The organism is Dysgonomonas sp. 521 (genome assembly GCF_010501055.1).
Classification (GTDB): domain Bacteria; phylum Bacteroidota; class Bacteroidia; order Bacteroidales; family Dysgonomonadaceae; genus Dysgonomonas.
Window position 1 is genome coordinate 1 of record NZ_QVMO01000064.1, and the last position, 25,029, is coordinate 25,029.

Consider the following 25,029-nt stretch of genomic DNA (forward strand, 5'->3'; position numbering starts at 1 on the left):
TATATAACAACGGGAAAGCCATCAGGATGGCATAAAGCCTCGTTTACTATATCAGCTTTCAATATGCCTGTGCCATCGTATGCAGTTGCAGACGGATAAACGCTTTGATAAGGCTTTCTTTCCCCAACCGGGCGTGTCTGGTACATTTGTTCGCATAGCTTATAACTGACGTTACATTGCCCCCTGAAAGCGTCTATATAATATTTCTTTATATGGAAGCTGTCTTGTGTAACCCAGTTCCCAAACTTGATTTTACAGTCGGTAAAGTCTACAGATAGGTTTTTCACCATATACGCCATTGATGATGTGCCCTGTGCATTCAGAATAATGGGCTTCCTGAAATAGTTACCGTCCTTATCCCAATATTCCATGATAGCCGGAATATCATCAAATTTTCCGCCCGGCATTTTTGTAGTAATAAGATTAATTCGGGCTGCTATTCTTGGTATAGGTATGGCAATATCGGATTGTTCCGACCAGTCGCCCGTACCTTTGCCCGGAGAAAAACCGCTGTCTATTAAATCCTGTTTAAGTTGGGTTATGGCTTTGACTGATAGTTGTATCTTGTCGTTTATGGTTGCTGTTTCTGTTTCAAAGGTACATTCCCACTTTGTGCCATCTGTTTTTCTATATGACAAAACTCTGTTTTCAGCATCCAACGTTACCTCTATGCGCCCCTCGTTATCGGTTACAACGGATAGTATTCTCGATATTGCGCCGATAGCGGCGTTTACGGCTGTGTCGGATATAGGTTTGCCCGTGTTACCTAATACGCCGACAATATCTGTATAGTTAAGTTTTAGCTTAAGGGCTGCTTTAGTGTCTTCGGGCATACCTTTGGCGACATAGATGTCGCCGTTACGGCGGAAACCGCAAAGGATAGCATCTTTGGCATCTATTATAGCAAAAAGGTATTCGGTGTTGCTTATTATGGAGAAATATTTAGCAACATCACCATTAAACATTGATGTTTCTAAGTCAATCCATTTAGTTCCATTCCACTGATATAATATGGATTTTCCATTATTGTTTTCATCATTACGGACTAACACAGTCCATCCGTTTTGGGGATTTGGATAAGTTGAAAGTAAAGATGTTTTTCCACCTGATGTATCATTATATGTATCTACTCCTTCCTGTCTTATTTGTCCGGAAATAAGGTTTTTAAGATAATTAATTATGCTGACGAATAAATATCCGATAAGTTCGGCTGTATTCATCTCTTTAAGAGTCTGATATCTGACTTTATTTGCAAACTGCTTTAATTGATCTAAAACATTCATGCTTTATATTCATTTTCTGTTTTACACTTTGGGCAAACTGCATGACAACGGATGCAATATTCAAAACCGCATTTTTTACACACAACTTCTATACAATGGTTTGCCATTTTCTTTTTTGTGTAAATGAAATGGGAAAACAGGGAATGGAAAAAGACAAAAAAAGGAACTTAACCAGTCCCCTCTATAACTTTTTTCATTATGTATGTAAATTCTTTGCCGCTTATTTCTGTCATCTTTTCAGCAAGCTTCATTGTGTAGTAGTAGAATTTAGGATTAAACCACGGCTTTGCTTTCCTGTTTGGAGTGATTCCGATATCACCGGCATTCCCTTTGTAAAACTCTTTCCCGGTTCCTTTATCCACATAGATGCCATAAAAGTTAAAGAAGTGTTCGATGACTGCAACATCGCCGCCTGAATTTTTGACTAAAAAACCTTTTAGTGAATTATATAATGCACCTGTTTCGTTTACGTCCAACAGTAATATTTTTTCCTCCCAGATGTTCACCATCATCCGAGTCCATTCCTCTAAATATAATGACCTGTCATTCGTACCATTCGTCTGCATCGTAACAAAGGTTTGTTGGTTCGTCTACTGTTATAATAAAGTATAAGCCTGTACATCCGGCTATTCCATAGCCTTCTATCTCATAAAAAGGAATGCGGTCAGTATTTAGGTAAATCATATTGTTTACCAATTTTGATTTATCCTTAATTAGTTTTTTGCAGATAGATTTATATATTTGACGGCATTCTTTCAGGTACTCCTTTTGCTGATCCATATTATTCAGAGCAAATTTTCTAAGTATGAAAACGATATATTGTTTTTTATCGAAATACCCGCCCCCACTTGCTTTAAATGTTTGCCCGTCATTAGTATCGTCGATGGCAAAATATGCTTTCTGTGACTGAAAAGCATTTATTACTTCTTCCATATTTGCCAGTCCTGACACTTTGCATGGATAGTATCCGTTATCCTTTGATTTCTTCAGCTTGTTACAGAGAGAAGAAAAATAATCAAATGCATCGAAGTTCATTTCTTTTTCAGTTTTTTAATCCGTTGTTCCATTTCCTGATTCTCATGGGCTTTCCTGTTTAGGGTATCGAAGGCACGCCAACATTCTGCATTCAGCACTTTATCTGTTTCTCCTACATTTCCACCATTCAGCACATAGATCATATTCGAAAAATGTTCTCTCATTTTTGGTGGCTTCCGGGCGCTTTCCTGATCCGATTTAACAGCCACTCTCTGAAAGAAATGGGAAAACTCTTTTGATAACCTATCCTTTAATCCTGCATACATAATGAACACAGTAAGTTTTTGTACCATTGGAACTTTCTTGAATGCCTTGCTTCTTTTTATAGTATCTGCATCATTAAAGTCTATCCCGGAAGAATACACCACCGCGCAAAGCTTATCTAAATGAATATCCTGTTTTGTATACACAAATGCCTGATAATAATTTTCGGCTGCCATCCATTGTTTAAAAGGGCATCCTTCAAAGCGTGGGTTGATATGTTTAAATCCTGCCATTTCCTGCAAAGGATTTACTTCCGTTATTGTATCTGTCAGGAATGAGAGTTTTTTAGCAAAATACTGTACTTCATAATCTGAAATAGTGAATCGCTTTTTGTTATGAATGCAAATCCACGTCCCGTCATTAAGATATTCCTGAACCGTTATCCCTGCGAAAAACAAAAAGCATTTTGTCTGTATTTCTGTTGGGGTATTCTCCCATAGCATCAGGTTACAGACATACAAAAATTGCTTTTCACTCAGTTCTTTCCACGATTTCGGCAAAGTCAGATTGAGATATTCCAATACTCTTTTTTTCTTGTTTTGCTTCCGGCAATAGAGAAAAAAAGCGAATACCCATAGTAAGGCCAGTCCGATAATTATTCCGAAAATTTTTAGTACAATCATTTTATTTATAGTTAATTGAGAAAACAAAAAGGTCTGCGACCTTAAAAGAAAAATGTAGGATCACTTTTTTTGTTTTCATACTTGTCACTAATCTTAATCCGATAAGCCTGAGAGTTTGCATAAACAGGATATTTGTCAAGACTGGCAACCATAGTATTTACAACCGTTTCCAGCAGCTTATATGCTGCATTGTCATCGTTCCTGTATAGCATTCCCATAATTGTCATAAGTGTCCTGATCATTGCTATGTCCTCAATAGTCAATGAAGCATCCCTTCTTTTGACAATTATATCGTTCATGTATTCATGGCTTATCATTCTCGATATTTTTTCCTGATAAGCCATAAACACCGGGTGCAATTCATCCAGATTATAACGGAGTGCATCCCTTTTGCAGTAGCGTTTCAGTGAAGCTGCTGTCATAAACAGGCACTCTGTATAATAGTCATACAGCCCGAACTTTTTCCATTCTGCATTATATTCCGCATTTTGGAATATAAGGGTTATAAGCGCGTCAGTGGCTTCACTGGCTCTTATCTTAGTCCATTCATTCAACCTGTCAACCCGTTCTTTCGAAGCCGGGGCCTGATTAGTGTTTGATACTACGCCAAACCCGTTTGGGGTTTGTATAAGGTCTACATAAGGTATTGCCCCATTATAAGCCATGCAGGCAACTACCGTACAGGCTGCATTTTTCAGTTGCATATCGGTTGTTGCCGCTATCAGGTTATATAAATCAATACCTAATAATTCGGTTTGCAAAAATAATTCTGCTTCCTGAACGAATGGAGATAACTTATCCCAGTCCGTATTATTCGGATCAGGATTATATCCGCCGACAGTCGGAATATATTTTGCAAACTCTTCCTTATTGTTTATCAACATAATTTCCTATTTTAAATTTACTAATTTTCGAATGTGCTAATTAGTTAATTATTATTCGTATCTCTCAATGTATTTTCTTCAGCGTCCTTTCCTTTATCCAGTGTTGTGAGAGTGATTACCGGAACATCGAATATGACATCATCCCATTTATTGAACTCTTTCACTATATACAAAGGCTCTAAAAGGATATCGTGATATGGTTTTTCCAAAGCCTGTTTTATCGTGAACAATTCCCTTTGCACCGATCCTGAGAAATTCCCTGCCGTTTTGCCCGGATTGGCTCCGATCAGGGCGGAATGTACTGCATCAGCATAACATTTCATATTGTTCGCTTCTGCCGAATCTTCAATCAGTTCACCCCCTTCTTTAGTCGTATCCACAAGGGTTATCTTTATCATATTGATCTCTTTACCATTCTGAGGACTGGTATAATAACCGCTCACCCACATTTTATTAGAATTCTCGATACCCGTCAGAAATTCGCGGATTTCCTGATATTGTTTCTTCTTACGGGCTATTTTAGCTTCCGGATCAGTAATCTGTTCTTCATCGAACAATTCTTTCCAGTAATCCCGATGTATTTCTACCAGATATTTCACTGAAGTAGAATTCTTCAATTTGGCTATTTTTTTATACGGGATCAGGCGGCTGTATTCATACCATCCACTACGGAATATAGCCCATGATGGGGGTGTCGGGTAATATTTATCGCCAACTGTCGGGAATTTATTGATTATAGCGAATTTCCTTTCTTTAGTAATTTCCTTTCCTGTTCTCATCTTCCCGTCATCATCAGGGAGGCGTCCGAATCTAACTTCAAGGTCGCCTATCGGATCATAGTAATCGAGTACAGGAATAACTTCTAATTCGTCTAATTGGGGCGTTTTGTCTTCAAAATCGCCATAGAACAAATGCTCTATCTTTCCATTTTTAGGGTTACAGGTTTCAAAGCGGCAATGGCAGGCTTCCTTATGTCTGATCTTAACTATTTTCTTCCCTTCTTTATCCAGTATGATAACTGTTACTGTAAAAAAGAAATATTTCATATCTGCACACTGATCAAGGAAATATTTCGGCGGCCGGTTGTATTTAAAAAACTTCTTAACTTCATCGCTTATCTCTTTTCCTTCCTGCCTCGATTTATATGTCAATCCGCTACCATAGCATGTTAATGCGTTGAAAAGTTTATTTTCTGATAATACTTCATCATCTTCTACTAGCTGGATAACACTATAAGGTTTATTATTATCACTACCCCATGGAACATAGCCCCTGAACTTTTTATCAATTGTTACAGGCGTTGTTTTTTCATCATCGTTCGCGCTCTGCAAAAGTGAATCCAGTTCTGCAATATCAACAGTATTGACAAAAGCCTGGCTTTGACCTAAATCCAAAACAGCGGATGAACTGTCTAAAATATGTATATTTTCTTTTTTCATATAAATACATCTTTGCCGTTTACTTCATGGATACATATCGCTCTGATTGTCCGTATTTCCCCCGATTCTGGAAACCGTATATTGAATGTGCTGTTTTTAAAATTGCTCGATGTGCACACTACTCCTTTGCATTCCATCACCGATGCATCTTCCATCTTCCAGCACTTAAGATTTACCGGCCTTTTGGAATTTAGCAGCTTCCGCACATCGTTTAAGTGAATCATACTTTTCATTTCAATTATATGTTTTATCGAATGTTGGGTCAAACAACCTATACAGGTATTTATGGAACTCTGTCACTTCCTGATTGCGTTGTTTGAGCCTGTATTTGAATTCATAAGCGGGCTGTTCTGTTTTATCCGATGTCCGTTTTACTGTCTGGTCTATGATTGTTATTCCCTTCCATATCTGCATATCCTGTACTAAAAATGTATTATATGAAGAAAATAAATCCGATTCTATCCAGTTGGCTGTATGTTGATCCATTATTCCGGTATTGGCTGTATGCTCTATGTGGAATGAATTATTCGCTTTTATATATTCCCCTTTTATGGTAGCATATTCATTTTCAAATTTCCTTTCCCGTGCCAGGTTACCCGATGTACTGAAAGTTTCAGGAACCCCGAAATTATTCGTAAAAAGAATTTCTGCCAGACTCGGAGCTGATAAATTATCTATCAGGTAATTCATTTGCCGGGTTCCGCAACTGACAGTATATTTCACAAGGGTTTTGCCCTCTTTCGCATATTTTGCCGGGCTTACATCAATTGTTGTTATTTGGTTCACTACCGGATTAGGAACCGTAAAACTATCGGATTCATAATTACCCGTTTCATTATTCCTGTAACTTGCTGTAATATTCACTACCTGAGATTCTAAAGCATATACGGAAAGATATTCAAGGCTTTCGGGACGGATTGTCTTATCTCCTTTCATCACAGATAGAAAACGCTGTGAAACGAATTTACGGGCATCCACATCCAATTCAGCCCGCGACAATAATATGCGTGATGAATATTCTATTGTATCGCTTTCCCCTTCAAACCTGAATTTAAAGTCCAGTACAGGGCTATCGGATAGATAGCCGTCAATGATTTTTTGCAGGTCTATTATATAAATCATTGCATCATTATCGGGGGTATATGGTTCTGATAATACAACTTTATATGAATTATCGCTTTGCTTATACGATAATTCGAAAGTTATATCCTCTATCACTTCCACCAGCGTTATATCCGACAATGCGCTGGAAAATGCTAACTCAGGTATGAAAGTATCCAGTATCATTTTTTGATAAACTGTTTTACCGTGAATATTCCTAAAACTATGATAAGCAAACCGATTGCGATATCGCCGGCTGTACGTCTTATTTTCTCCCAGAAAGAAAGCTCTTCATGTATATATACCTCCTTATTCACATAAATAGAATCGGCTTTATGTACATAAAGTGTATCGTGAATATAACGTCTGTCTATTATCTCCCTAACAGGTTGCGGGATACTATCCTTATTCTCGATCATATGATGTAATAATCCCAAAGAGTCAAGAAAGGCGATGCTTCGGGCCAGTGATGTCTCCAGCTCGCTGTGTTGCAAACCTTTCGATTCACTTTTCTCTTTCGGGGCGGGAATATTACGGATACTGTCGATAAGGGAGTAATACAATGATTCATACTTCGATTTTTGCGTGTCTGTATTACTTGCAATATAAGTATCGCTGATAGTATTTTTTTTAGTTGATTTACAGGCTATCAAAGCCAGAAAACAGAATAAGAATAAGTAAACGTACTTCATATTATTTCTTTTTCACCAAAGAAAAACATCTGGGTTCTTTTCCTAAAAGACAAAAGCCCCTCTTTTGGAGGGGTTGGGGGAGGTAAAAAAAGCCCGAACTGTCACAGTTCAGGCAATTTCAAAGATTAAATTGTATAGTGAATTTAGCTATTCTGTTATTTGGGTTGTTCTGTTTTCTTTCATCAGCCATACCGGCTTTGCATCATCAAAGCCAATCTGATATCCGAAGCTTATCATTTGTATTGATATTTCATCAATTGAGAAATAAGCCATGCCTGACAGTTCGAAGGCTATTTCTTCACTCGATTTCCGGTGCGTTGCATCGGGTTCTGTCGCTTGTAGAAATTGTCCTATATACCTTCTGAAAATTAAATCTTTATGTGTTGGGTTTTTCTTTTTGTTCATACTTGTACCATCAGACTATTAATTACTTTTGGCATAGACACATACAATACTTCGTCATTCAGCAGGAAGTCGCCTTTCAGGCTGGTAAACCGCTTATCCATATCGCTATACATATCGTCCTCCAGGTCTTCCATATCATCCGTTACACTCAGCATGTGGAATGTGTAAGGCTTGTTTGCCTTATATGTCACATGGTTAAACTCATAATCTTTGGCTAATATCGCCTCGTAGGTAATCACATATAAGATTGTTAGCATTGTTCACCTCCTTCCTTATCGTCTTCCATTAGCAAGCAAAGCTGGTCTCTAACTGCCATCACAGTACCCAGGCACAACCGTGTTGTATCCGGTTCGGGGGCTTCAAGTTCCAGAAGTATCCGCGTCAGGTAGTCTTGTACCTGCGACAGGTCTTTGAGGTATCCGTCTACAACATATGTATTAACATCGTACCGTAACATATTCTGAAGGAATTGTGCCACACCCGGCGTCACTTCCACATCACCTATTTTTGTTGCTATATTTTTCATTGCGCGCCTCCTTTCCTGCTGATGAAATGAAGATCGAAACCATCGCACATAAAATGCAGATTGTCCATTTCGGGTTTTACAACTTCCTTGCATGCCTCAAGGTAAAAACTTTTTAGAATAGCTTTTGCCGATTTTATTTCGGCTGTGGTTTGTTTTGAATTCTTATTCATAGTCATAGCGAATAGAATTATGATAAACAGAACACGCCCACCGTAGGTGTGACTATCACAACATACGCTGGGCGTTTGTGGCTGCACGGTCGTTTCCTTCCGAACCACCATAGTGGGCGTGCCTTTTATCTTGTCAAAAAATAATCTTGATTTTTTGCCCAAGAATAGTATATTGTAATAGTCAACAGCAAAATTACAACTATTTCCCAAATGCACAATACCCATTGACACATTTTCTAATTGGCATATTATCACATTAGCTTTCATTGCGCGCCTCCTTTCCTGCTTTTATGGATGGCAAATACGACAACATAATCTTCATTCACAAAGACATGCGATGTTCTGTTTTCTGTAATGGTTCTGGTAGCTTTCAGCCTGTCGCTGTGCGTCTTTTCGGGGTCTCGTGCCTGTTCGAGATTAATTTTTTCAATAAAGCAATGCAGATGCTCGATCATGTCTCGGAATGCAACTTCTTTTGTATTCCGTTTGTTTCTAGGTTTTGTTTTTGTTTCCATTGTTGTAAAAGTTTTCGCATTTAGGCAGAAAAAAGAACGGCTGCCATATTCCGTTCGCGAAAACTTTTACAACTTAACGGTAGAACCGAAAAAAATTGTGGAATAGACAGCCGTCTTATATTAAGATTTTAAAATATAGGCATAAAAAAAGCCCATAAATGTAGGCAGAATCTAATCTACCATTAAATTATAAAAAGTTTTCGCACTACAAATATGGAAACAATTTTTGAAAAAGAAAAGGAAATTGGATGAAAATTATATATATTTGTCAGAGTTGATAGAGTTAAGCTCCTCAAGAATTCACCCCCTTCCATATGAGCATTAACGATATAACCATTCTCATTTTCAACAATCATATAAATATTCCCTTCATTATGAGACCGACCGATAACCAACCCTCCATTACGGGCATCAACAATTTGTCCGTTTTTTAAAAGTTCAAAAAATTCTTCTTTAGAAAAAAGATCCATACAGAGTTAGAACGAAAAATAGAAGAATGCAAAAAAGCAGAACTGCCTTCCATGATAGAAGGCGGATTCATCGGCAGGCAAACTCCTAAAAAATAGCGAATCTCTCTTAAGTGCGCCCACCGGTTGTATAGCCGGAATCCGGTTCTACGGATTACACTTAAGAGAGATTCGTAAATCTTTATACAATTCAGGGCATTACAAATATGGTGAGTTTATTGAATGTAACCAAATTTTATTTAACTTTTTTCTTTGATTTTTCTAATCGTTCTCTAATTTGAGATATACAATATTCGCGTAAATATCCAGAAGTGTCAGATAACGCAACCTCTAATACTTTTAATCCTTTAGTTAATAATATTATATCCAAATCATGACGTTTAATTTTACCTAAAATAACACTTAACCTATTCAGAGCTCTAAAATATACACCGATATGACTGAATCTGCACTCTACAATCTGTATATATAACTTTATAGATTCATTTATATCAATGTTCTCATATTTTTGTGCTTTTGAGTATATTTTATCTTCTTCTGTTTCTAAAGTAAATGTATCGCTGTTTCTAATGGAATCGTTATCTTCCAATAAGTATTCATATTCTAACTCAAAATCATTCCCAGATAAATGTTTATATTTAAATGAAATCTCTTTAATAGGGTGGAAGTATGGTTTATGTGGACATATGATATGATAAAATGTTTTAATATCAGACGAATTCTTCAAGCTAATGAATTGATTTATTATTCGTTCATTGTCTTCTTTCAATTCAGAAAAAGTTATTGAGTTTATGATTTTAGAAATATCTATATTTAATTCATCTCGTAATTCTTTATTTGTTTTATTGGCGTAAGTTTCATTTTTATCTAATTCAGTTATTCCAGAAGCTTTATTTATTTTATCTTCCTCTATTTCCTTGTTATTTCTTTCAATTATTGCTTCAAAATTAATTCTTTTTATTTTATACATTTCTTTCAAACATGCGGTCGTCCATAGCACATCCATACTTGCATCATGAAATCCCCCTTTGAAATAAGCATAAGTGTTTCCTAGAAACAAAAAACCTAGCAACTCCTGTAATTTAGGATATTTATACTCAATATCATACAATAGTGATGATTGATCATGTCTAGGTATCTTACAAAAAAATTGTCCCCAAAACATTGTACAATATTGCGCAATACTATCAAAAGATAAAGTGCTTTTTTTTAATCGCATTATTTCTCCTTTGATTATAGCATGATCAAATTCCATATTATGAGCAACAAGTATTTTACAATTACTTATATCCTCAAGAAATTCATCCAAAACGTCTTTTATATCATGCCCTTCCTTTTCTGCTTGTTCATCTGTTATTCCGTGAACATCAGTAGATTTTTCTGGAATAGGCTGATCTTGCTTTATAATGGATGTCGCCCCTTTAACCTTCCTGAAATCCTTATCCAATACAACCCATGCTATTTGAACGATACGAGGAAGTCTTTTGCAATTTTTGTTATTGACTTCTTTTATTCTGGTTATCCCCGTTGTTTCCACATCTACGACTAGAAAATAAGGATCATTCGTTTTTGATTTAAATAATTGAACTGCAAGATTAGTGCCGTCATAATCAACCATTTCATTCATTATAGCACTAGATTGTCGATGTCTGCTTTTTAATGTGTTACTGTTGCGATTGCTAGCACTATCATATAAATTTTTATATTCATCATTTGGATAAATATTTTTACTCGATTCAGATTTACCTTTCGAAAATATGATAATAACAATTATAATGATTACAATTGTTGCAAAAATCAAGAAACAATCCATCATATATACAATTTAAACCTTAATTTCTCACCCCACTACACCTTAAACCAAACCTTTTAATTCTTTTATGAAATTAGTGACTGAATCAATAACTTTTTCATTTAAACCTTTTTCTTTTCCATCTGTATTCTTCATAGTCGTTTCTTCCTTATCTGTATTTACATCATGGTTTATTATATGGCTCACATAGTCATCTAATACCTTATTGATTTGCTTATTGGTTGTTTCATTATTACCCGACATATAAAAATAAGCTTCCAAAACGCCTTTTATTTGCATCGGCTTATATAGTAGTTTTTGCAATATAACCATATGTCGTTGACATTTATGGGCTTGGTATATAAAGAATATAATCAAACCTAATAATAGAAAGGAAGGGGCTATATTTACCCATATATCCATAATCTCTAATTTATGATTTTCGATTGTCTGAGTCAAACTTTCTATCTTTCCATAAAATCTATACCATACATAAAATAATAGAGAAGCACAAATTACGATGCCAATGGTATAAAAACCGAACATACATTTCAAAAGGAAGTGTTCTTTTTTTAGATCATTCCCTGCATTTATAAGTGTATTGAAAGCTTTATTTATATCCTCTATTCTATTTTCCTCTATTGTCTTTTTAAATTGCTCTTCCAGATTTTTTTGTTCTTTTCTTAACTTATCTAATAGTTCTTTATTTGCCTTCAGTTCTGTTTCTTTATCTCCCGCGCTGGTTATTAGTTCGATTCTTTCATTTTCTAATTTGTTTATTTTATCCTGATACTCTTTTATAATTTTTTCATCATTTGTATCTTTCCTTTTTCCAAGAATAGCACCTTTGATAATTGTCTTTTCAAGATTTGCACCTTTAAGATTTGCCTCGTAAAGATTTGCACCTTCAAGATCTGCATTCTCAAGATTCGCTCCTTCAAGATTTGCTTCTTCAAGATCTGCTCTTGAAAAATTTACTCGGTCAAGATTCGCTCCTCTGAAATTAGCTCTTCTTAGTCTTGCCTCTTGAAGAAGTGCTCTACGAAAAAAAGCACGTTCGCAATTTGTCCCTTCTAAATTTGCCCCAGAAAGAATCGTTCTAGAAAACTTCGCTCCAGAAAGATTTGCTCCAGAAAGATTTGCTCCAGAAAGATTTGCCCCAGAAAGATTTGCATCAGAAAGATTTGTTTCTGATGGAAATACAATGTTTGTAAAGTCAGTATTTCTTAGAATTGTTTTATGTGAATTTATACCATTTGATTTTATCCATATTTGATGTTCCTCATATATTCTATCAAATTCCTCTTGTGTAATTTTTCTCATAATATACAATATTAATCCACACGCAAGTTACAATTTATTTTAACATTCTTCATTCTTATGTTAAAATATTTTTCACCCTCAATAAATAATACACTCTCACCGCATTACCGTCCCATATTACCTTTTTTATTAGTAGATTATTTCACTATTCCGACTTTCAATGCATCAATATCCTATAAATCAATGTTTTTGCCATCCATTTTTCGATAAAAAAGCGGATATTCAGCCGATGAATCCCGCCTCACCCTGCGCTCGCCTCGGTCATTACCTCTCCTTTTTTGACCTTATATGATAGAGATTGTTTATTGAAATCGTTTGCTGATGCGTGTTTCGCTGTGTTGTCAAAAAAAAGGGGGCACCCCTTGCGAGATGCCCCCCTTTGCCTTCACTTTATGACCTATTACCCTTTCCTCATGGATCACAAAAAAAACCCCTACCACTTGAATGATAGGGGGTGCAGGAATATTGCAGATGTTGAGTTAAGCAATAACAATCTTTGAAGATGTTTCCTGCATTTTCTTTGATATATCCTCCAGCGCTAACTTAAGCGTCCGTTTCTCGTCATTGGTGAATTTGGCAGGCTTCCCGTTGACTATATCACCGTTTAGCCGTTGGTGCAACCAGGAACGGGATTTCTTAAAGTATTTAGTTGCTATATACGACATTGAAACAATCTTTGTGATGTCACTTACTTTTAATATGCTTATTAGTTCGTCAACCCGTTCTTCTATGAGTGTCAAAGTCTCAAGGGCATCTTCTTTCGAGGCCTGAGAATGCTTTTCCTTTAATTCTTTTTCAAAGGCTTTCAGTTCCTCCGGGTCTGTTATTGATTTAAACCGTTCCAAATCTTTATAGAAGTCTTCTCTTTTCATGTTTAACAGAGGTTTTGCCCCTCACTTGGAGGGGCTGTTAATAATTTCATTCAGTTCATTTATTCTGTCCAGTATCGAATCTATGTATTCGTTATCTTGTAATACTGGGTTCTCACTGATAGCATTTAGAAGTATTTCTAAATATTGCTTTTCTTTTTCAGCTTCTTCTTTTGTCATAATTTCAAAGATAAAATGTTATTACTCTAACTCAACAGTACAAATATAATAAACATTTGTTTATCAGGCAATGCTTTGAAGATATATTTTGTCTTGAAATTGGAGATTTAACATTTGGTGTGTAAATAGGTTAGCCCTTCCACATGGCTCCCATACCCATCGAACCTTCGTAAGGGTACTTATTCATCCCTATAACGAGCGTATCGAAGGCATCCGTGCCATCAGTTCGATACTCCAATTTATCCTCTTCCGATTCTGCCAGCTTTTCGCCTGACTTATCCTTTTCGAACCCGTTGCGCCCGATCTTTGTGCCGGCCGTCTCCAGTGCAATAATAAGTTCTTCATTATTCTCTTCATTTATCATAGGAGTAAGGCCGTTTTCAATAATACCTTTCATCAAAAGATTTATAAACAGATGTTTATCTTTATGCTTCCACGGATTACCGATATACATCATTTCAACACTCCAACCGTTCTGTTCAAACCTCCTGCGTACTACTTCTGCAAAATCATCATCATCAGATACCGCATAGTTTGACTTAATAGCAGTGGAATCATAATAGAAAATAACTTTCTTTTTCATGTGATGACGATAGTAATGACAAAAATCATCAATCAGAGAAGGTAATTTCCTTTCATACTTCACATAAAAGCTTTTCAGGACGTTTATAAAGCGTTCTTCCTTTTGTCCTGCTACCAGCCAGTTTATATTCGCATTGTAGTCCATAGCTACGCAAATAGGCTCTAAGGGCTGTATATCGGAGTCCTGTAATGAACTGTTATCCTGAATAGCTTTCAGGTTATAATCAAGCGCCTGCAAGTAATCATTATTATTCCGGGTATAATAATGTATCTTACTATTCAGGGATGAATAAAAGCCATCCTTTAATACTCCGAGCCGTTTACAAAGTATGGATGTTTGGAAAACAAGCGGCGGAAGGTCGCGTTTCATCTGCTTGATGTAGTTTTCACCAAGTACCAACAGGTTTTCTATGCTAGACCATTCAGCATAATACACAGCAACGCTACGGAACTCAGAGAGGGTTTTTGAGAGAGTTCTATAATATGTGGGTAAATACTTCGGGATCGGTTTCTTTTTGGCTTTGAGGTCTTTTATCCGCTCCCTGATCTTCCATTGTTCGTATATTATTCCATGAATTGCATCAATCAGGTCATTATCCATTCTTTCCCGGAAGTTCAGAAGCCATGAGCCTCTTTTGGATGAAGGCATATCCGATAAGAACAGCATACTGTGATGATATGGGATATGTCCGAAATAGGATTTTATACCACCGTTTGCCGGAAAAGTTTCATCTTTTAGTTTTTCATAATCCAGGAATTTCCCTTCATCACCCATCAGATAATCCAATGTGAGAGAATTGGATGAACCTATAATATCCTGAGATATGAAATATTGAATTGAACCGTTGTACCAATACATAACGTGTTCGTAATTTGCCGGCTCAATGATGGGTTTCCCAAATCCCATTGATTTAGATGGTTTCCGGCCTATAACATAATGTAGATCGCGTTTAAATCCAAGCGATTCAAGGCCTTTAAGCGTACCGGGCAAGGTGTTTGTCAGTCCGCGTTTATAAGAAGGAAAAACAAATCCTCCTGACGACCGGGGCATTTGTTGAAAATTTCTCTTTACCCATGGAGCTGCAACACCGTGGGTTTTTCCTAAACGACGCCCACCAAGAAATATAGTAGTATGCGCGCCTGTATACATTGTAACCTGTTGCGGTGGGTTATAATATACTTTATTCGCCATAACTTTTTATATCATCAATAAGTTTGGGATCGATTCCTATTTCAACAAAGTCAATATCTTCTATTTCAGCTTCATATTTCTTTTTCAGGGCAGCTATCTTTTGTTGAATATTTGGTACTGGTTTAATGCCTATGAGGGTAGGATCGGAAGACGGTTCAATTACATCCGGAATAATTTCATCCCATGGGAATTCTAAAGCGTCTTCTTTATCAAGCTGGTTATATTTAGCATATTTATCGGCAGCCATTACCATGGCCATGGGATTTCTTTTTATCTTGGCCGTTTCATAAGCCTGAGTAATCATTTCGGCAAACTTAAACCTATGCCATGCCTTTGACACTGAATTTATATCACCTATCAGTTGTTTTATTATTTTAATATCTTCGTATGCTTCTGATAGGGAAATACCAAAATCAGCGACTAGCCTGTCACGCATTTCCTTATCCTTTTTCATTGGATAATCGTTCCATGTGGTATAAATGGAACGGATTCGCTTTATACGATTGATCATTTGTACAGATACATTTGCTTTTTGCATTGCATCTACATCATCGAACAAATGACGGTGACAGATATCTATTGTTTTTTCTTTAGGCATGCACAATCGTTTATACACCAAAGAAAAACAAGGGTAATGAGCGGATAAAAGACGAAAAAGCCCGAACCGTCACGGCTCAGGCAATTTCTTCACTTATAAACTAATATGGTTAGTATTATATTTTTGCTATTCCGGTTATCAGGCTTTTTATAAAGTTCAGGTCTTCGAGCCTGTTAAGTATATCATCGCTTGATTCTTCAGATGTCCTGCCACGCGAAATAAGGATATTCATTTCTTTTTCAATAATACAGGTTGCGTTATCCTTATATTCCTGAATGGTTTTTATAGCTTGTATCACATCGTTGGTGATAATGGCGCCGTCGATATTATGTATCATTGTACACCTCCTTTGTGTATTGGTTTCAATATTTGTATGCAGATAGTAATTATTACCCCGTTACCCGATAATATATACTGTTGTTCGTTTCCACTCTCTTCCATACTATACCTTATTGGTGTACCGCTTTTCATTTTATTAAGCACTTTGCCTAACTTCTGCCTGGCATCGCATAGCCAGATATAACCGGTTGCTTTCATAATTATATATTTTGATGTAGCGGGGATTGCTCCCCGCCTGGTTGTTATTAATAATTGTCGGCTGCTTCGTATACATCATATTCGTCCATACCGGCAGGAAGTATAATAGTGCCGTTTTCTACTCCGTTATATACCCATCCTCTGAATGAGCCGTTTCCTTCTGTTGCTGAAAAATATTGGTTGAATAGGTTGTTTAATAATGCTTTCATAATTGTTGGTTTTTATTTTGTTATTATTATGATACAAATGTATAGTAATATTTCTACAAAAGCAAGTGTTTGGTGAAATATATTTATACTTTAACTAATTTTAGTATAATTATATTTATACAATAGTTTTGTATTTATATATTTGTGTATAATTATATATCTACGAATGTGAATAAGCTTAGAATACAAGAGGTTTTAGATAAATATCATATATCAGCCGCTGAATTAGGGCGCAGATTGGGAGTTTCCAGATCAAGTATATCAAATACTATAATTAATGGTAATCCAGGCATTCAAATGCTAATAAAGTGGGCGGATGCTATCGGATGCAATGTTACTGAGTTTATAGAATCTGATAATAAAGAAGAACTCACCGCCCTTATCGACCACCATGGCCAGCTATACCGCGCCAATAGTATTCAGGAACTGGAAGAGATTATAGAAAAAATAAAAAGCGAGAATTAGTTTTCTCGCTTTTAGTTTCTATTTTCTAAAAATTAATCATTATCATTGTCTTCATCTTCGTCATCAAACAGATCACCCATTTCATTGATACTATCTTTTGTAAGCGATTTTCTTATTGCTTTTTCTTTTCTTAATTCTCTATTAATTTCCAGATACCTATCAAAGTCGCCACCTGTTTTTTCTGATTTTTCAACTAACAAATTCATTTCTTTTTGAAGTTCGATTGTTCGTTTAAATGACTGTTCGCGTTCCGCATGTTTTCCGAATAGTAGTTTTTCGATAGTAGAATATACCCATACTTCGAAATCGGAGTCTAACCAAGCTGCAAATTTTATAGCTAGAATTCGATGCATAAATGTTCCTGATTTTTGCCTTGATAATACTAAATCTTCTTTTGATTTTATCTTTAAAAACTCGGAATTCCGAGTTTTTAAACACGATTCAATAAATTTTTTAGTACTTTGATTTTCCATAAAGTGTGCAACTTCGGCATCAAATACTTTTGCCATTTCTGTGGCATTAATCATTACCGTATTATCTTTATTGAATACGAATGTAATAGGAGTGTCATTAAAAATGAAAATCTTTGGAATCATGGTTTGTAGTTTTTAGTTAAACAAAAAAAAGCAGCAGTTTCGGCGATGCAGCGCCTACTCCTGTTGCTTATGAATATCTTTATTAATAGTTGCTAATTAACTGCATTTAACCAGCCTGTATTAATAGAATGCTAAATAACGATACAAATGTAAATATAATTAGAATAATAATAAATAAAATTAGAATCGGAATAAATATTTTTTATTCTCCTACCTTCACCCCCGCTTCTTTCAATTCCCCCACTTGCTTTTCATCCAGTGTTTGCCCCGATGCGATAAGGTCATCGTATCGTTTTTGCATTTCGGCAAGCAATGTTTTGTATTTGTCTTCATCAGTGTCTTTCAGCGTTGCCAGCTTTTTCTTGTTTGAACTCAGATACTTTCGGGCTGCTGATACTCCTTTTGCGTCAAGCGTTACTTTTTTCGAAACGGGATTTCCCGTGTCGGTATATCGCTCATCTGTATTTAAAATTTTGGCATTATCGTATAATTTCCAGTTTGCGCGCACTTTATTATCCATGGCCACCAATTCTTTCAGGAATGGATAACGGTCACACGGGCGATCGTTAGCCATCAATTTTAGTTTTTCGTGCAGCGACCGCATTTTCGGATAGATAACCAAGTTATCTTCGTAAGCTTGCTGTATATCTGCCGGAAGTTTATCGTGATCCGTCCGTTTGCCTTTTACACCTTTGTCGATAACTTCAACTGTTTTGGCGGCTTTTACAGCCTTTTGGGTAAGCTCCTTAACTTCCTCTTCAGTCAATTTATTAGTTTCGAAATTTACCCTTGCAGAAAGAATATCCGACTGCTTTTTCATTTCATATATCAATTTATCCAAAGCTTTTTTTCTTGTGATATATTGATACAGTGTCCTGTTACGATTAAGTTTAAGACACAGAAGCGCGCCGGCTTCGATGTCTTTTTCTTCGGATTCAAGCCACTCATCCACTAATTGTTTGTAATCTACATTCTGACTCATATTGTGATATAATTAGTTATTTAAATCAAACCTAGTAATTACCAAACCGGGCATAAAAGACAAAAGAGGCTTTGCCGTTGCAATAGCCTCTTTTACAGATTAACTAAAAACTTCTTTTATATTGGAATATCACGGAGTTTCAGGCGTCGATGGATTGATTATACCATCAGCCGTTTCTATTTCACCTTCGTAGAAAGGCATATGGCACGAATCGGTAACAGAAGCTGTGATTGTAGTTCCCATTTCGTCAGTTGCCGACCCGCCTAAAGCCATTGCAACATCAGTGTTTGTCTGATACATTTCGTTACCAAGTACACGGAATTTACCGGGCTTATCCTGCACTAAATAAACATAGTCGCTGTTTGCAGCTAATTGGGATAGGCCCGCAGCTTCTGCATCGACATTCGGAACAACTAAAACAGCCTGATTGAGATATGTCTTAGAAGGCTTTGTCCCTTGAACGTCTGCTGTTGCTGGGGAACGATCTTCAATAATATCCATAGACTGCCATACTTTGTCGGCAGCTAACTCGAAATTGCCGGTATATGTAGCCAGTTTTCCCATTGTTTCGCCTGTTGCTAAAACTGTTGGACGGGTAGGCCATTTCACTATCGTACTTTTTGGAGTGAAATATACTTTAGGGCGTATTCCCGGAAGATTTACCTGACCCTCACACCATTCCAGTGAGTTGGGGTCTGTTGCTGTTTGACATGCCATATTTTAAGGGGTTGGGGTTGCTAGTTTACCGATTAATAATTTTTTAGCATTGATGCTTTCATATTGAGTACCAAATATGATAGCAGAAGATAGAGTGACCTGAAAAGGTGCGAATTTGTCTACATCTACACTTTCAAGGTCATTACCGTTACCTGTCCCTACAATCATGTTGTTTTTCTGAGTCAATTGTATAAGTCCTGAACCGGCTTTATTGGATAAAGCAACGATTTCACATTTACCATCACTGCCCTCAAGATATCTTTTCTCGAAGGATTTGTTATAAACAACACTTCCAACGGTTGCCTGATAATCATCTTCGTATGCTTCTTTCACAGCAAAAGGAACAAGCATTTGTGTTGGAACGCCTTTCAATTCATCCTTTGCGGCGCGATAATACGCTTTGAGCGAATCGACAGCATTTGTGCTATCTATTGCAGTAGTAAATTCATACAGATTACCTAATGCAGTAGTGATATTATTCGCTGTGATTTCGTTTTGAGCAATAGTATCAAAACCATTGAATAAGTCTTTACTCAATGTTCCCGTGTCATTTCTTACTGCCGTAAACAATGCAGAATTAAGACCCTCAGATAGGCTTAACATCATAGCAGAAAGAACAGCTTTCACTATTTCAGTGCGTGTCAGGGCTTCACCATGAATTATAAGGCTTCCGTATACTGATTGTAAAACTGTATTAGGGTCAAACTCTTTAATTACTGACCCTAAATATGTTTCAAGGGTACGTCCTTTTATATTGACGTCACCACTTTTACGATTAGGATCATACGGGCCGAACTGAGAACCGTCACTTATTTCTCCAACAGTTGATTTATATTGAACCCCTGTTCTCAATGTAACATAAGGAAGCGACGTCTTCAAAGCGATAGCGGGCAATGTCAATAACATTTTCCGGAAGGTATGAGCTGATTTTTTCAGTTCATCGGGTATAATATTAATATTTGCCATATATTATTTATTAAGTATGTTGAACATCTTTTGGGCTTCGATAGCAGCTTTTAGGTCATCATCTTCGACCTTTCCACCTTTTCCCACATCGGAATTTTTATTCACCGGGTTCGAATCTGCACCGGCCGAACCTTTCAGATTATCATAATCAGTTTTAAGCTGATCATATTCCTTAGTTTTTTCAGTCAGGCTGTTTTCGGCCGTTGTTTTAGCTTCATTAGCTGACTGAATAGCATCATTCAGTTTTTGCAACTGATCTTCGGTAAGGTTTATCTTACCGTCCTTTGTTTCAATACCTTCTACTTCCAGTAGGGTATTAATGTGAGTCCATTCTTTCTTCATATTTATTACTGGATTTTCGTTATTTGTCTCTTTATCGTTATTTATACCCATCCGGGAAAGGATATCGTTTTTGAACCCGTCAAATTTCTCTTCTATTTTTTCTAATAGGCCTTTACTGTCTTCCTGATTATTTTTTAAGTGGGGAATAGGTAGTTCGGCAATGTTGAACTTTTCTTTCATTTCCGGGGTGAAGTTTACTTTTCCGGTAGCCTTTCCGAATACTTCATCCACAAAGCCCCATTCTTTGGCTTCGTTAGCGGTCAGCCATGTCTCCTGCTTCATCAGGTTCAGGATATCTGTGATGCTTTTACCTGTTTTGAGGGCATATTTACGAGCCAGGACGAGCGTTATTTTCTCGTTTTCTTTCTTTTCTTTTTCCAGTTCATCAATTAAATCCTGTATATTGTCCTCATTCATCATGCCCCAGGCGTTTACCCATGACATTACTTTATGAATCAGATACAGGGAATCGGCATGTGCGCGTACTTTGTTTGCTCCCAGAGTGAGAACAGTAGTTGCAGAAGCATTGAAGGAAAACATTTCTACTGTTACATTTCCGTGTGCTTCGAACTGAGCTGCGATATCAAGGGCATCATTAACACTGCCGCCTAATGAGTTCGTGCGGACAAACACCGGCTTATTTTTATTTTCAGCCAGTTTGTTCTTTACCCATTTACGCCCGTTGTAGTAGTCGCCGATGTATCCGTCTAAGTCTATTTGATAATCCATACTAAAAAAGAAAAAGTTGCATCGTTATTAATTTCAATGCAACTTTATGGATTATAAAGGGAGTATAAAAAGACTGTTATTCTGATTGCTGTTGCTTATAAGTCAATTTATATCCCAAATTTCCGTTATTAGAATCTTTTTCAATACATGCTCCATATAAATCATCCATAATTATATAAATAATGATTTTTGGAACAGGCTTATTTATATGATCAATATAAGATTTAGCCAATATATCTTTAGCAATAACAATTTCACTGGGTGCAAAAAAATCTGTAATTGATGTGATTTTTAGGTTATGCTTTTGTGGATTAATTAATAATTCCTTATACGCATTTACTGTTTGCTCATTTAATACCATAATTTCATTTTCTGTATTAGTTTATTAACTCCAATCCCGTGATAAATAATAATCCCTTTTCTTGTTAGCTTCACCTATCTTAATTGAATCTACAATTGATATAGTTATTCCTGATTCAATCCATCTGCGTTGTAAAATAGCTTGTTTAAGAAAAGATTCATATGTATGCAAAAAATCAGACTGAGTAATATTATTTTTATAATATTCGCGGGATAAACTGTGAATATTATTAATAGATTCCTGGCTGATCCAAATAATATCAGCTTCTTTATGCAAACGTTTAATTCTTGCTATACATTCAGCCTCAATCGTTGCCATTTTATTATATGACCTTCCTGCCGGAATGAAAGATGATGGTGAACATGCCATCTTAGATAATCTATCTAAATATTCTAAATCTATATTGCATGACATATCTATTCGATTTTAAGAAACGGGAATAAATTCGTATAACTTATTTCCAGCTCCGAAATATTAGCCCCTGAAGGGTCTGCCGGATTATCATGCTTCACAGTCGAAATAGGAAAAGGCATTTCATTTGTACCCATTAGCCACTGACGCTTATGTACATCAGTTAGGCGGTAAACAATATTCCTGTTTGCCAGAAAGGTTTCAAGGTTCCACGGCATTACCTGTTGTTCTCCGATCCTGAAATTTAGCTTCGATGTATATACATCCTGACCCGATACGCGTTTTGTCTCATAACTTGCTGCTGCAAGTCCCTCAATGCAAATAGTGGTGAAAGTGCCGGATACTTGAACGGGTATTCCGTGCGCTATCTTCTCATTTGCTGTAATAGTCAGAAATTGCGCGATGGCAAATTCGACTGTTTTAATTGCAGGTAAAAATTTATTCATAATCACAAAAACTTCAATAAATTAGACAAATTCGATATTTTTAAAATCAGGCAAAAAGTCGGAATATTTTACGATAATTTCACCTGATTGTTTTTCCTGTATTCGTGTCGCATCCTGTAAAATTTTTGCCGGATGGTTTCAAAGTTTTTATCGTCGTTCATATTTGATATTCCATTCGTTTCACACCAAGCGTAAATTTCCAGTGTCAGATTTCCACGTTTCCGCTTTTTTATATCCAGAAGATCAGTCCACATATGATTTTCGAATATGGTTATTAAGCTGTCCCGCAAAGCATCCTTTACCGATGGGAAAAGGAAGTTGTATTCGCGAGGGTCTTTTTCTTTGGAATATGGAATCTCTATTCGGACAAAAGAAATATCCTGATTGGGTTGTAAATCCGGGTTTGTATTTTCGGGCAATCGGGAAAGGTGCCGCCGGATAAGTTTATTTTCGGGTGAGTTGGCCGGCAATCGCACGGGGTCGCCAAAGTGAAAATTGAGATATTCTTTCAAATATCTTTCAACCTCAAGATAAATGTAAATTCCGCTGCTCATTCTGTTTTTAGTTAGAAATACAATATAAATATACGAATTAATACGCTAAAAATCAATATTTTAAAACTTAAAAGTAACGATATTAGAGCATTTGTAAGTAAAATTATAATTTGATTTTTTGCTTACCACTTACACACAGCTGTAAACTATTGAATTTCTGTTATTTATTTGTGGTAAGTCTGTGGTAAGGTTGTTTTGTGGTAAGTTGTGGTAAGTTGTGGTAAGCAGTAGTTTTTTATCAAAGTTACCACAACGAAAGTGTTTTGTAGAAACGATTTCCGACAGAAAATAAGGGCTTGTGGTAAGTGGTAGTTTTAAAATCAAAAAATGTGTTTTGCGTAATACTATTATATATATAAATAAAATCTATATTTTTTATTATATTATTATATGTGTATATGCGAAAAAATAAGAACTCCCCCGGAGTCCTAAAAAGTATTGTCAGGGATACTTATTAAAGAACTAAGGGGGAGTGGGACAAACTGAATGCGCGGGCTATTCAGAGAAAAGGAATAAACTATTTTTTTTAGGATTATAATTTGTCCATACGACTTCCTGAACTACTGCAGATCGTATGTTATTCTTCTTTATTGGGAATTTAGTTTTATAGAAGTCAGAATATAAGTCATTCATCAAATCGCAATCGTACCCGCTTACCATGGCCAGCCCTTCAATATGATGTAGCTTGTAGGACAATTGTTCATGCTGTTGGTCTGTAAATTCATATTTATAATCGTTGTACGATTTACGGGAACGCTTTGTATAAGGTGGGTCAGCATAGAAAAAGGCTTTGGAGTGGTCTATTTTATCAATGCAATCGGCATAATCGAAATTTACTATCTGGAAGTTAGATCTTATCACTTCCGCAACCCGATGAAGGTTATTAATAGCATTGTTCCATCTGGAAACAGTTTCACCGCCTTGAGCATTTACATGCTGCTTTGCCATATGCCAGCCTTTATTCTGGCGTTGGGCACCCAGACCGAAAAATGATTGACGTACCCGGACATAAAAACGGCGGGCTTGTTCTATCTTATCTTCAGATGGCTCCCAGCAATTATTATATTCCAGATTAGAACAGGGGGTCAATAATAACAGACGGATTAAATCGTTTTCGTTGTCTCTGAGGACGGAAAAGAAATTTGTGATATCAGAATTTAATTCGTTAGCTGTTTTGATCACACGCCCTTTGTAATTGATTGACACAACCATTGAGCCGGCAAATAATTCTACCAAGTGTGTAAAATCCTGCGGAAAGCAATCATACAGATAATCCAACCAAGTGAATTTACCTCCAAAATAATTGAATGCTATTAGTTTGCTTGAATCGTGGCTCATTTCAAATCAGTTAATTCATACTTTTCGTAATCAATTGTATTTTCATCAATTTGTTTTATGACTGTAATATGATTGCTATTTTGAAAAACTAAAGGTTTTCCTGATATCTCTAATGCTTTGAGGCAGTATATAAATAGAGTGACTGCATTACCTCTTTGCATTTTGATATATTCTAATTCTTTTTCAACCTTCTGTTGATCAGATTTAGCTTCATTGTAACAGTTATCTATTTGATGAAGTAATTCTACGACATTATTTTCATCTCTTATTATTTTAGATATTCCGGAATATGAGCCGGCTGCATCTTCCACTAAGGGATAATTATATTTACTCATTGTTTTTTTAGTACATGACAAAAAATCTATTTTACTGACAATCAGCAAAATAGATGGTTGATTTTTTGGATAAGACCTTGATTTTTAGTATCTTGTAAAGA

The 25,029-nt window shown here is 36.2% G+C and carries 36 protein-coding genes; 1 reads left to right on the forward strand and 35 read right to left on the reverse strand.

Going from position 1 to position 25,029, the window contains the following annotated elements; translation table 11 throughout:
* The 24 genes from D0T84_RS16005 to D0T84_RS16120 form a co-directional block, all read right to left on the reverse strand.
* Nucleotides 1-1,283, reverse strand: a 1,283-nt coding sequence (locus tag D0T84_RS16005) for a hypothetical protein (protein ID WP_221413142.1), incomplete at its 3' end; no start/stop codon positions are given.
* Between the two features lie 167 nt (nt 1,284-1,450).
* Nucleotides 1,451-1,849, reverse strand: a complete 399-nt coding sequence (locus D0T84_RS16010; RefSeq protein WP_163308868.1) for a hypothetical protein — start codon at nt 1,847-1,849, stop codon at nt 1,451-1,453.
* Entirely contained in the window at nt 1,827-2,318 is a 492-nt protein-coding gene (locus D0T84_RS16015) for a hypothetical protein (protein WP_163308869.1), read from the reverse strand. The genes D0T84_RS16010 and D0T84_RS16015 overlap by 23 nt, the downstream gene beginning before the upstream one ends.
* Entirely contained in the window at nt 2,315-3,205 is an 891-nt protein-coding gene (locus D0T84_RS16020; RefSeq protein ID WP_163308870.1) for a hypothetical protein, read from the reverse strand. Before D0T84_RS16020 ends, D0T84_RS16015 begins: the two co-directional genes overlap by 4 nt.
* 41 nt (nt 3,206-3,246) lie before the next feature.
* Nucleotides 3,247-4,089, reverse strand: a complete 843-nt coding sequence (locus D0T84_RS16025) for a DUF6712 family protein (RefSeq protein ID WP_163308871.1) — start codon at nt 4,087-4,089, stop codon at nt 3,247-3,249.
* A gap of 44 nt (nt 4,090-4,133) precedes the next feature.
* Nucleotides 4,134-5,528 carry a hypothetical protein gene (locus D0T84_RS16030; RefSeq protein ID WP_163308872.1) on the reverse strand — a complete coding sequence of 465 codons (1,395 nt, stop codon included), beginning with the start codon at nt 5,526-5,528 and terminating at the stop codon, nt 4,134-4,136.
* Nucleotides 5,525-5,761, reverse strand: a complete 237-nt coding sequence (locus tag D0T84_RS16035) for a hypothetical protein (RefSeq protein ID WP_163308873.1) — start codon at nt 5,759-5,761, stop codon at nt 5,525-5,527. The genes D0T84_RS16030 and D0T84_RS16035 overlap by 4 nt, the downstream gene beginning before the upstream one ends.
* Before the next feature lies 1 nt (nt 5,762).
* Complete coding sequence (locus D0T84_RS16040) at nt 5,763-6,815, reverse strand: hypothetical protein (RefSeq protein WP_163308874.1); 1,053 nt, start codon at nt 6,813-6,815, stop codon at nt 5,763-5,765.
* A complete protein-coding gene (locus D0T84_RS16045) occupies nt 6,812-7,321 on the reverse strand; it encodes a hypothetical protein (RefSeq protein ID WP_163308875.1) in 510 nt (169 codons plus the stop codon). The genes D0T84_RS16040 and D0T84_RS16045 overlap by 4 nt, the downstream gene beginning before the upstream one ends.
* A 147-nt stretch (nt 7,322-7,468) precedes the next feature.
* Entirely contained in the window at nt 7,469-7,726 is a 258-nt protein-coding gene (locus D0T84_RS16050; protein ID WP_163308876.1) for a hypothetical protein, read from the reverse strand.
* Nucleotides 7,723-7,983, reverse strand: a complete 261-nt coding sequence (locus D0T84_RS16055; RefSeq protein ID WP_163308877.1) for a hypothetical protein — start codon at nt 7,981-7,983, stop codon at nt 7,723-7,725. The genes D0T84_RS16050 and D0T84_RS16055 overlap by 4 nt, the downstream gene beginning before the upstream one ends.
* On the reverse strand, nt 7,977-8,252 hold the full coding sequence (locus tag D0T84_RS16060) for a hypothetical protein (protein WP_163308878.1): 276 nt from the start codon (nt 8,250-8,252) through the stop codon (nt 7,977-7,979). The genes D0T84_RS16055 and D0T84_RS16060 overlap by 7 nt, the downstream gene beginning before the upstream one ends.
* A complete protein-coding gene (locus tag D0T84_RS16065; protein WP_163308879.1) occupies nt 8,249-8,422 on the reverse strand; it encodes a hypothetical protein in 174 nt (57 codons plus the stop codon). The genes D0T84_RS16060 and D0T84_RS16065 overlap by 4 nt, the downstream gene beginning before the upstream one ends.
* A gap of 263 nt (nt 8,423-8,685) precedes the next feature.
* Nucleotides 8,686-8,937: a hypothetical protein gene (locus tag D0T84_RS16070; protein ID WP_163308880.1), complete on the reverse strand. Its 252-nt coding sequence runs from the start codon at nt 8,935-8,937 to the stop codon at nt 8,686-8,688.
* A 182-nt stretch (nt 8,938-9,119) separates the two neighbouring features.
* Nucleotides 9,120-9,407 (reverse strand): hypothetical protein, encoded by a 288-nt coding sequence (locus tag D0T84_RS16075; protein WP_163308881.1) that lies wholly within the window; start codon nt 9,405-9,407, stop codon nt 9,120-9,122.
* A gap of 232 nt (nt 9,408-9,639) precedes the next feature.
* Complete coding sequence (locus D0T84_RS16080) at nt 9,640-11,220, reverse strand: 3'-5' exonuclease (RefSeq protein WP_163308882.1); 1,581 nt, start codon at nt 11,218-11,220, stop codon at nt 9,640-9,642.
* Between the two features lie 39 nt (nt 11,221-11,259).
* The gene (locus D0T84_RS16085; RefSeq protein WP_163308883.1) at nt 11,260-12,519 is read right to left on the reverse strand and encodes a pentapeptide repeat-containing protein; all 1,260 of its coding nucleotides are present in this window, start codon (nt 12,517-12,519) and stop codon (nt 11,260-11,262) included.
* Between the two features lie 479 nt (nt 12,520-12,998).
* A complete protein-coding gene (locus D0T84_RS16090; protein ID WP_163308884.1) occupies nt 12,999-13,391 on the reverse strand; it encodes a DUF5053 domain-containing protein in 393 nt (130 codons plus the stop codon).
* A gap of 21 nt (nt 13,392-13,412) precedes the next feature.
* Nucleotides 13,413-13,568: a hypothetical protein gene (locus tag D0T84_RS16095; RefSeq protein WP_163308885.1), complete on the reverse strand. Its 156-nt coding sequence runs from the start codon at nt 13,566-13,568 to the stop codon at nt 13,413-13,415.
* Between the two features lie 130 nt (nt 13,569-13,698).
* Entirely contained in the window at nt 13,699-15,342 is a 1,644-nt protein-coding gene (locus D0T84_RS16100) for a hypothetical protein (protein WP_163308886.1), read from the reverse strand.
* Complete coding sequence (locus tag D0T84_RS16105; protein ID WP_163308887.1) at nt 15,332-15,940, reverse strand: hypothetical protein; 609 nt, start codon at nt 15,938-15,940, stop codon at nt 15,332-15,334. The genes D0T84_RS16100 and D0T84_RS16105 overlap by 11 nt, the downstream gene beginning before the upstream one ends.
* A 115-nt stretch (nt 15,941-16,055) precedes the next feature.
* Complete coding sequence (locus D0T84_RS16110) at nt 16,056-16,277, reverse strand: hypothetical protein (protein ID WP_163308888.1); 222 nt, start codon at nt 16,275-16,277, stop codon at nt 16,056-16,058.
* Entirely contained in the window at nt 16,274-16,477 is a 204-nt protein-coding gene (locus D0T84_RS16115) for a hypothetical protein (protein WP_163308889.1), read from the reverse strand. Before D0T84_RS16115 ends, D0T84_RS16110 begins: the two co-directional genes overlap by 4 nt.
* Before the next feature lie 47 nt (nt 16,478-16,524).
* A complete protein-coding gene (locus D0T84_RS16120; RefSeq protein WP_163308890.1) occupies nt 16,525-16,686 on the reverse strand; it encodes a hypothetical protein in 162 nt (53 codons plus the stop codon).
* A gap of 168 nt (nt 16,687-16,854) precedes the next feature.
* Between D0T84_RS16120 and D0T84_RS16125 the strand changes: the two genes are divergently transcribed.
* A complete protein-coding gene (locus D0T84_RS16125) occupies nt 16,855-17,151 on the forward strand; it encodes a helix-turn-helix transcriptional regulator (RefSeq protein ID WP_163308891.1) in 297 nt (98 codons plus the stop codon).
* Between the two features lie 32 nt (nt 17,152-17,183).
* Here D0T84_RS16125 and D0T84_RS16130 read toward each other — a convergent pair whose 3' ends face one another.
* From D0T84_RS16130 to D0T84_RS16180, 11 genes are all read right to left on the reverse strand, one after another.
* Complete coding sequence (locus tag D0T84_RS16130; RefSeq protein ID WP_163308892.1) at nt 17,184-17,747, reverse strand: KilA-N domain-containing protein; 564 nt, start codon at nt 17,745-17,747, stop codon at nt 17,184-17,186.
* A 202-nt stretch (nt 17,748-17,949) separates the two neighbouring features.
* Nucleotides 17,950-18,729, reverse strand: coding sequence for a hypothetical protein (locus D0T84_RS16135; RefSeq protein ID WP_163308893.1), 780 nt, complete (start codon nt 18,727-18,729; stop codon nt 17,950-17,952).
* Nucleotides 18,730-18,858: 129 nt separating this feature from the next.
* Entirely contained in the window at nt 18,859-19,446 is a 588-nt protein-coding gene (locus tag D0T84_RS16140) for a hypothetical protein (RefSeq protein WP_163308894.1), read from the reverse strand.
* Between the two features lie 3 nt (nt 19,447-19,449).
* The gene (locus D0T84_RS16145) at nt 19,450-20,412 is read right to left on the reverse strand and encodes a hypothetical protein (RefSeq protein WP_163308895.1); all 963 of its coding nucleotides are present in this window, start codon (nt 20,410-20,412) and stop codon (nt 19,450-19,452) included.
* 3 nt (nt 20,413-20,415) lie between these two features.
* Nucleotides 20,416-21,483, reverse strand: coding sequence for an ATP-dependent Clp protease proteolytic subunit (locus D0T84_RS16150; protein ID WP_163308896.1), 1,068 nt, complete (start codon nt 21,481-21,483; stop codon nt 20,416-20,418).
* A gap of 76 nt (nt 21,484-21,559) precedes the next feature.
* A complete protein-coding gene (locus tag D0T84_RS16155; protein ID WP_163308897.1) occupies nt 21,560-21,844 on the reverse strand; it encodes a hypothetical protein in 285 nt (94 codons plus the stop codon).
* Nucleotides 21,845-21,868: 24 nt separating this feature from the next.
* On the reverse strand, nt 21,869-22,258 hold the full coding sequence (locus D0T84_RS16160) for a hypothetical protein (RefSeq protein WP_163308898.1): 390 nt from the start codon (nt 22,256-22,258) through the stop codon (nt 21,869-21,871).
* A 2-nt stretch (nt 22,259-22,260) separates the two neighbouring features.
* Entirely contained in the window at nt 22,261-22,701 is a 441-nt protein-coding gene (locus tag D0T84_RS16165) for a hypothetical protein (RefSeq protein ID WP_163308899.1), read from the reverse strand.
* Between the two features lie 68 nt (nt 22,702-22,769).
* Entirely contained in the window at nt 22,770-23,255 is a 486-nt protein-coding gene (locus tag D0T84_RS16170; RefSeq protein ID WP_163308900.1) for a hypothetical protein, read from the reverse strand.
* A gap of 495 nt (nt 23,256-23,750) precedes the next feature.
* Nucleotides 23,751-24,593, reverse strand: coding sequence for a DNA adenine methylase (locus tag D0T84_RS16175; protein ID WP_163308901.1), 843 nt, complete (start codon nt 24,591-24,593; stop codon nt 23,751-23,753).
* Complete coding sequence (locus D0T84_RS16180) at nt 24,590-24,928, reverse strand: hypothetical protein (RefSeq protein ID WP_163308902.1); 339 nt, start codon at nt 24,926-24,928, stop codon at nt 24,590-24,592. The genes D0T84_RS16175 and D0T84_RS16180 overlap by 4 nt, the downstream gene beginning before the upstream one ends.
* Nucleotides 24,929-25,029 lie beyond the last annotated feature (101 nt).

Coding starts and splice junctions, on each gene's coding strand:
- D0T84_RS16010 (WP_163308868.1), bottom strand. CDS start 1,849: ATGCAGACGAATGGTACGAATGACAGGTCATTATATTTAGAGGAATGG.
- D0T84_RS16015 (WP_163308869.1), bottom strand. CDS start 2,318: ATGAACTTCGATGCATTTGATTATTTTTCTTCTCTCTGTAACAAGCTG.
- D0T84_RS16020 (WP_163308870.1), bottom strand. CDS start 3,205: ATGATTGTACTAAAAATTTTCGGAATAATTATCGGACTGGCCTTACTA.
- D0T84_RS16025 (WP_163308871.1), bottom strand. CDS start 4,089: ATGTTGATAAACAATAAGGAAGAGTTTGCAAAATATATTCCGACTGTC.
- D0T84_RS16030 (WP_163308872.1), bottom strand. CDS start 5,528: ATGAAAAAAGAAAATATACATATTTTAGACAGTTCATCCGCTGTTTTG.
- D0T84_RS16035 (WP_163308873.1), bottom strand. CDS start 5,761: ATGAAAAGTATGATTCACTTAAACGATGTGCGGAAGCTGCTAAATTCC.
- D0T84_RS16040 (WP_163308874.1), bottom strand. CDS start 6,815: ATGATACTGGATACTTTCATACCTGAGTTAGCATTTTCCAGCGCATTG.
- D0T84_RS16045 (WP_163308875.1), bottom strand. CDS start 7,321: ATGAAGTACGTTTACTTATTCTTATTCTGTTTTCTGGCTTTGATAGCC.
- D0T84_RS16050 (WP_163308876.1), bottom strand. CDS start 7,726: ATGAACAAAAAGAAAAACCCAACACATAAAGATTTAATTTTCAGAAGG.
- D0T84_RS16055 (WP_163308877.1), bottom strand. CDS start 7,983: ATGCTAACAATCTTATATGTGATTACCTACGAGGCGATATTAGCCAAA.
- D0T84_RS16060 (WP_163308878.1), bottom strand. CDS start 8,252: ATGAAAAATATAGCAACAAAAATAGGTGATGTGGAAGTGACGCCGGGT.
- D0T84_RS16065 (WP_163308879.1), bottom strand. CDS start 8,422: ATGAATAAGAATTCAAAACAAACCACAGCCGAAATAAAATCGGCAAAA.
- D0T84_RS16070 (WP_163308880.1), bottom strand. CDS start 8,937: ATGGAAACAAAAACAAAACCTAGAAACAAACGGAATACAAAAGAAGTT.
- D0T84_RS16075 (WP_163308881.1), bottom strand. CDS start 9,407: ATGGATCTTTTTTCTAAAGAAGAATTTTTTGAACTTTTAAAAAACGGA.
- D0T84_RS16080 (WP_163308882.1), bottom strand. CDS start 11,220: ATGATGGATTGTTTCTTGATTTTTGCAACAATTGTAATCATTATAATT.
- D0T84_RS16085 (WP_163308883.1), bottom strand. CDS start 12,519: ATGAGAAAAATTACACAAGAGGAATTTGATAGAATATATGAGGAACAT.
- D0T84_RS16090 (WP_163308884.1), bottom strand. CDS start 13,391: ATGAAAAGAGAAGACTTCTATAAAGATTTGGAACGGTTTAAATCAATA.
- D0T84_RS16095 (WP_163308885.1), bottom strand. CDS start 13,568: ATGACAAAAGAAGAAGCTGAAAAAGAAAAGCAATATTTAGAAATACTT.
- D0T84_RS16100 (WP_163308886.1), bottom strand. CDS start 15,342: ATGGCGAATAAAGTATATTATAACCCACCGCAACAGGTTACAATGTAT.
- D0T84_RS16105 (WP_163308887.1), bottom strand. CDS start 15,940: ATGCCTAAAGAAAAAACAATAGATATCTGTCACCGTCATTTGTTCGAT.
- D0T84_RS16110 (WP_163308888.1), bottom strand. CDS start 16,277: ATGATACATAATATCGACGGCGCCATTATCACCAACGATGTGATACAA.
- D0T84_RS16115 (WP_163308889.1), bottom strand. CDS start 16,477: ATGAAAGCAACCGGTTATATCTGGCTATGCGATGCCAGGCAGAAGTTA.
- D0T84_RS16120 (WP_163308890.1), bottom strand. CDS start 16,686: ATGAAAGCATTATTAAACAACCTATTCAACCAATATTTTTCAGCAACA.
- D0T84_RS16130 (WP_163308892.1), bottom strand. CDS start 17,747: ATGATTCCAAAGATTTTCATTTTTAATGACACTCCTATTACATTCGTA.
- D0T84_RS16135 (WP_163308893.1), bottom strand. CDS start 18,729: ATGAGTCAGAATGTAGATTACAAACAATTAGTGGATGAGTGGCTTGAA.
- D0T84_RS16140 (WP_163308894.1), bottom strand. CDS start 19,446: ATGGCATGTCAAACAGCAACAGACCCCAACTCACTGGAATGGTGTGAG.
- D0T84_RS16145 (WP_163308895.1), bottom strand. CDS start 20,412: ATGGCAAATATTAATATTATACCCGATGAACTGAAAAAATCAGCTCAT.
- D0T84_RS16150 (WP_163308896.1), bottom strand. CDS start 21,483: ATGGATTATCAAATAGACTTAGACGGATACATCGGCGACTACTACAAC.
- D0T84_RS16155 (WP_163308897.1), bottom strand. CDS start 21,844: ATGGTATTAAATGAGCAAACAGTAAATGCGTATAAGGAATTATTAATT.
- D0T84_RS16160 (WP_163308898.1), bottom strand. CDS start 22,258: ATGTCATGCAATATAGATTTAGAATATTTAGATAGATTATCTAAGATG.
- D0T84_RS16165 (WP_163308899.1), bottom strand. CDS start 22,701: ATGAATAAATTTTTACCTGCAATTAAAACAGTCGAATTTGCCATCGCG.
- D0T84_RS16170 (WP_163308900.1), bottom strand. CDS start 23,255: ATGAGCAGCGGAATTTACATTTATCTTGAGGTTGAAAGATATTTGAAA.
- D0T84_RS16175 (WP_163308901.1), bottom strand. CDS start 24,593: ATGAGCCACGATTCAAGCAAACTAATAGCATTCAATTATTTTGGAGGT.
- D0T84_RS16180 (WP_163308902.1), bottom strand. CDS start 24,928: ATGAGTAAATATAATTATCCCTTAGTGGAAGATGCAGCCGGCTCATAT.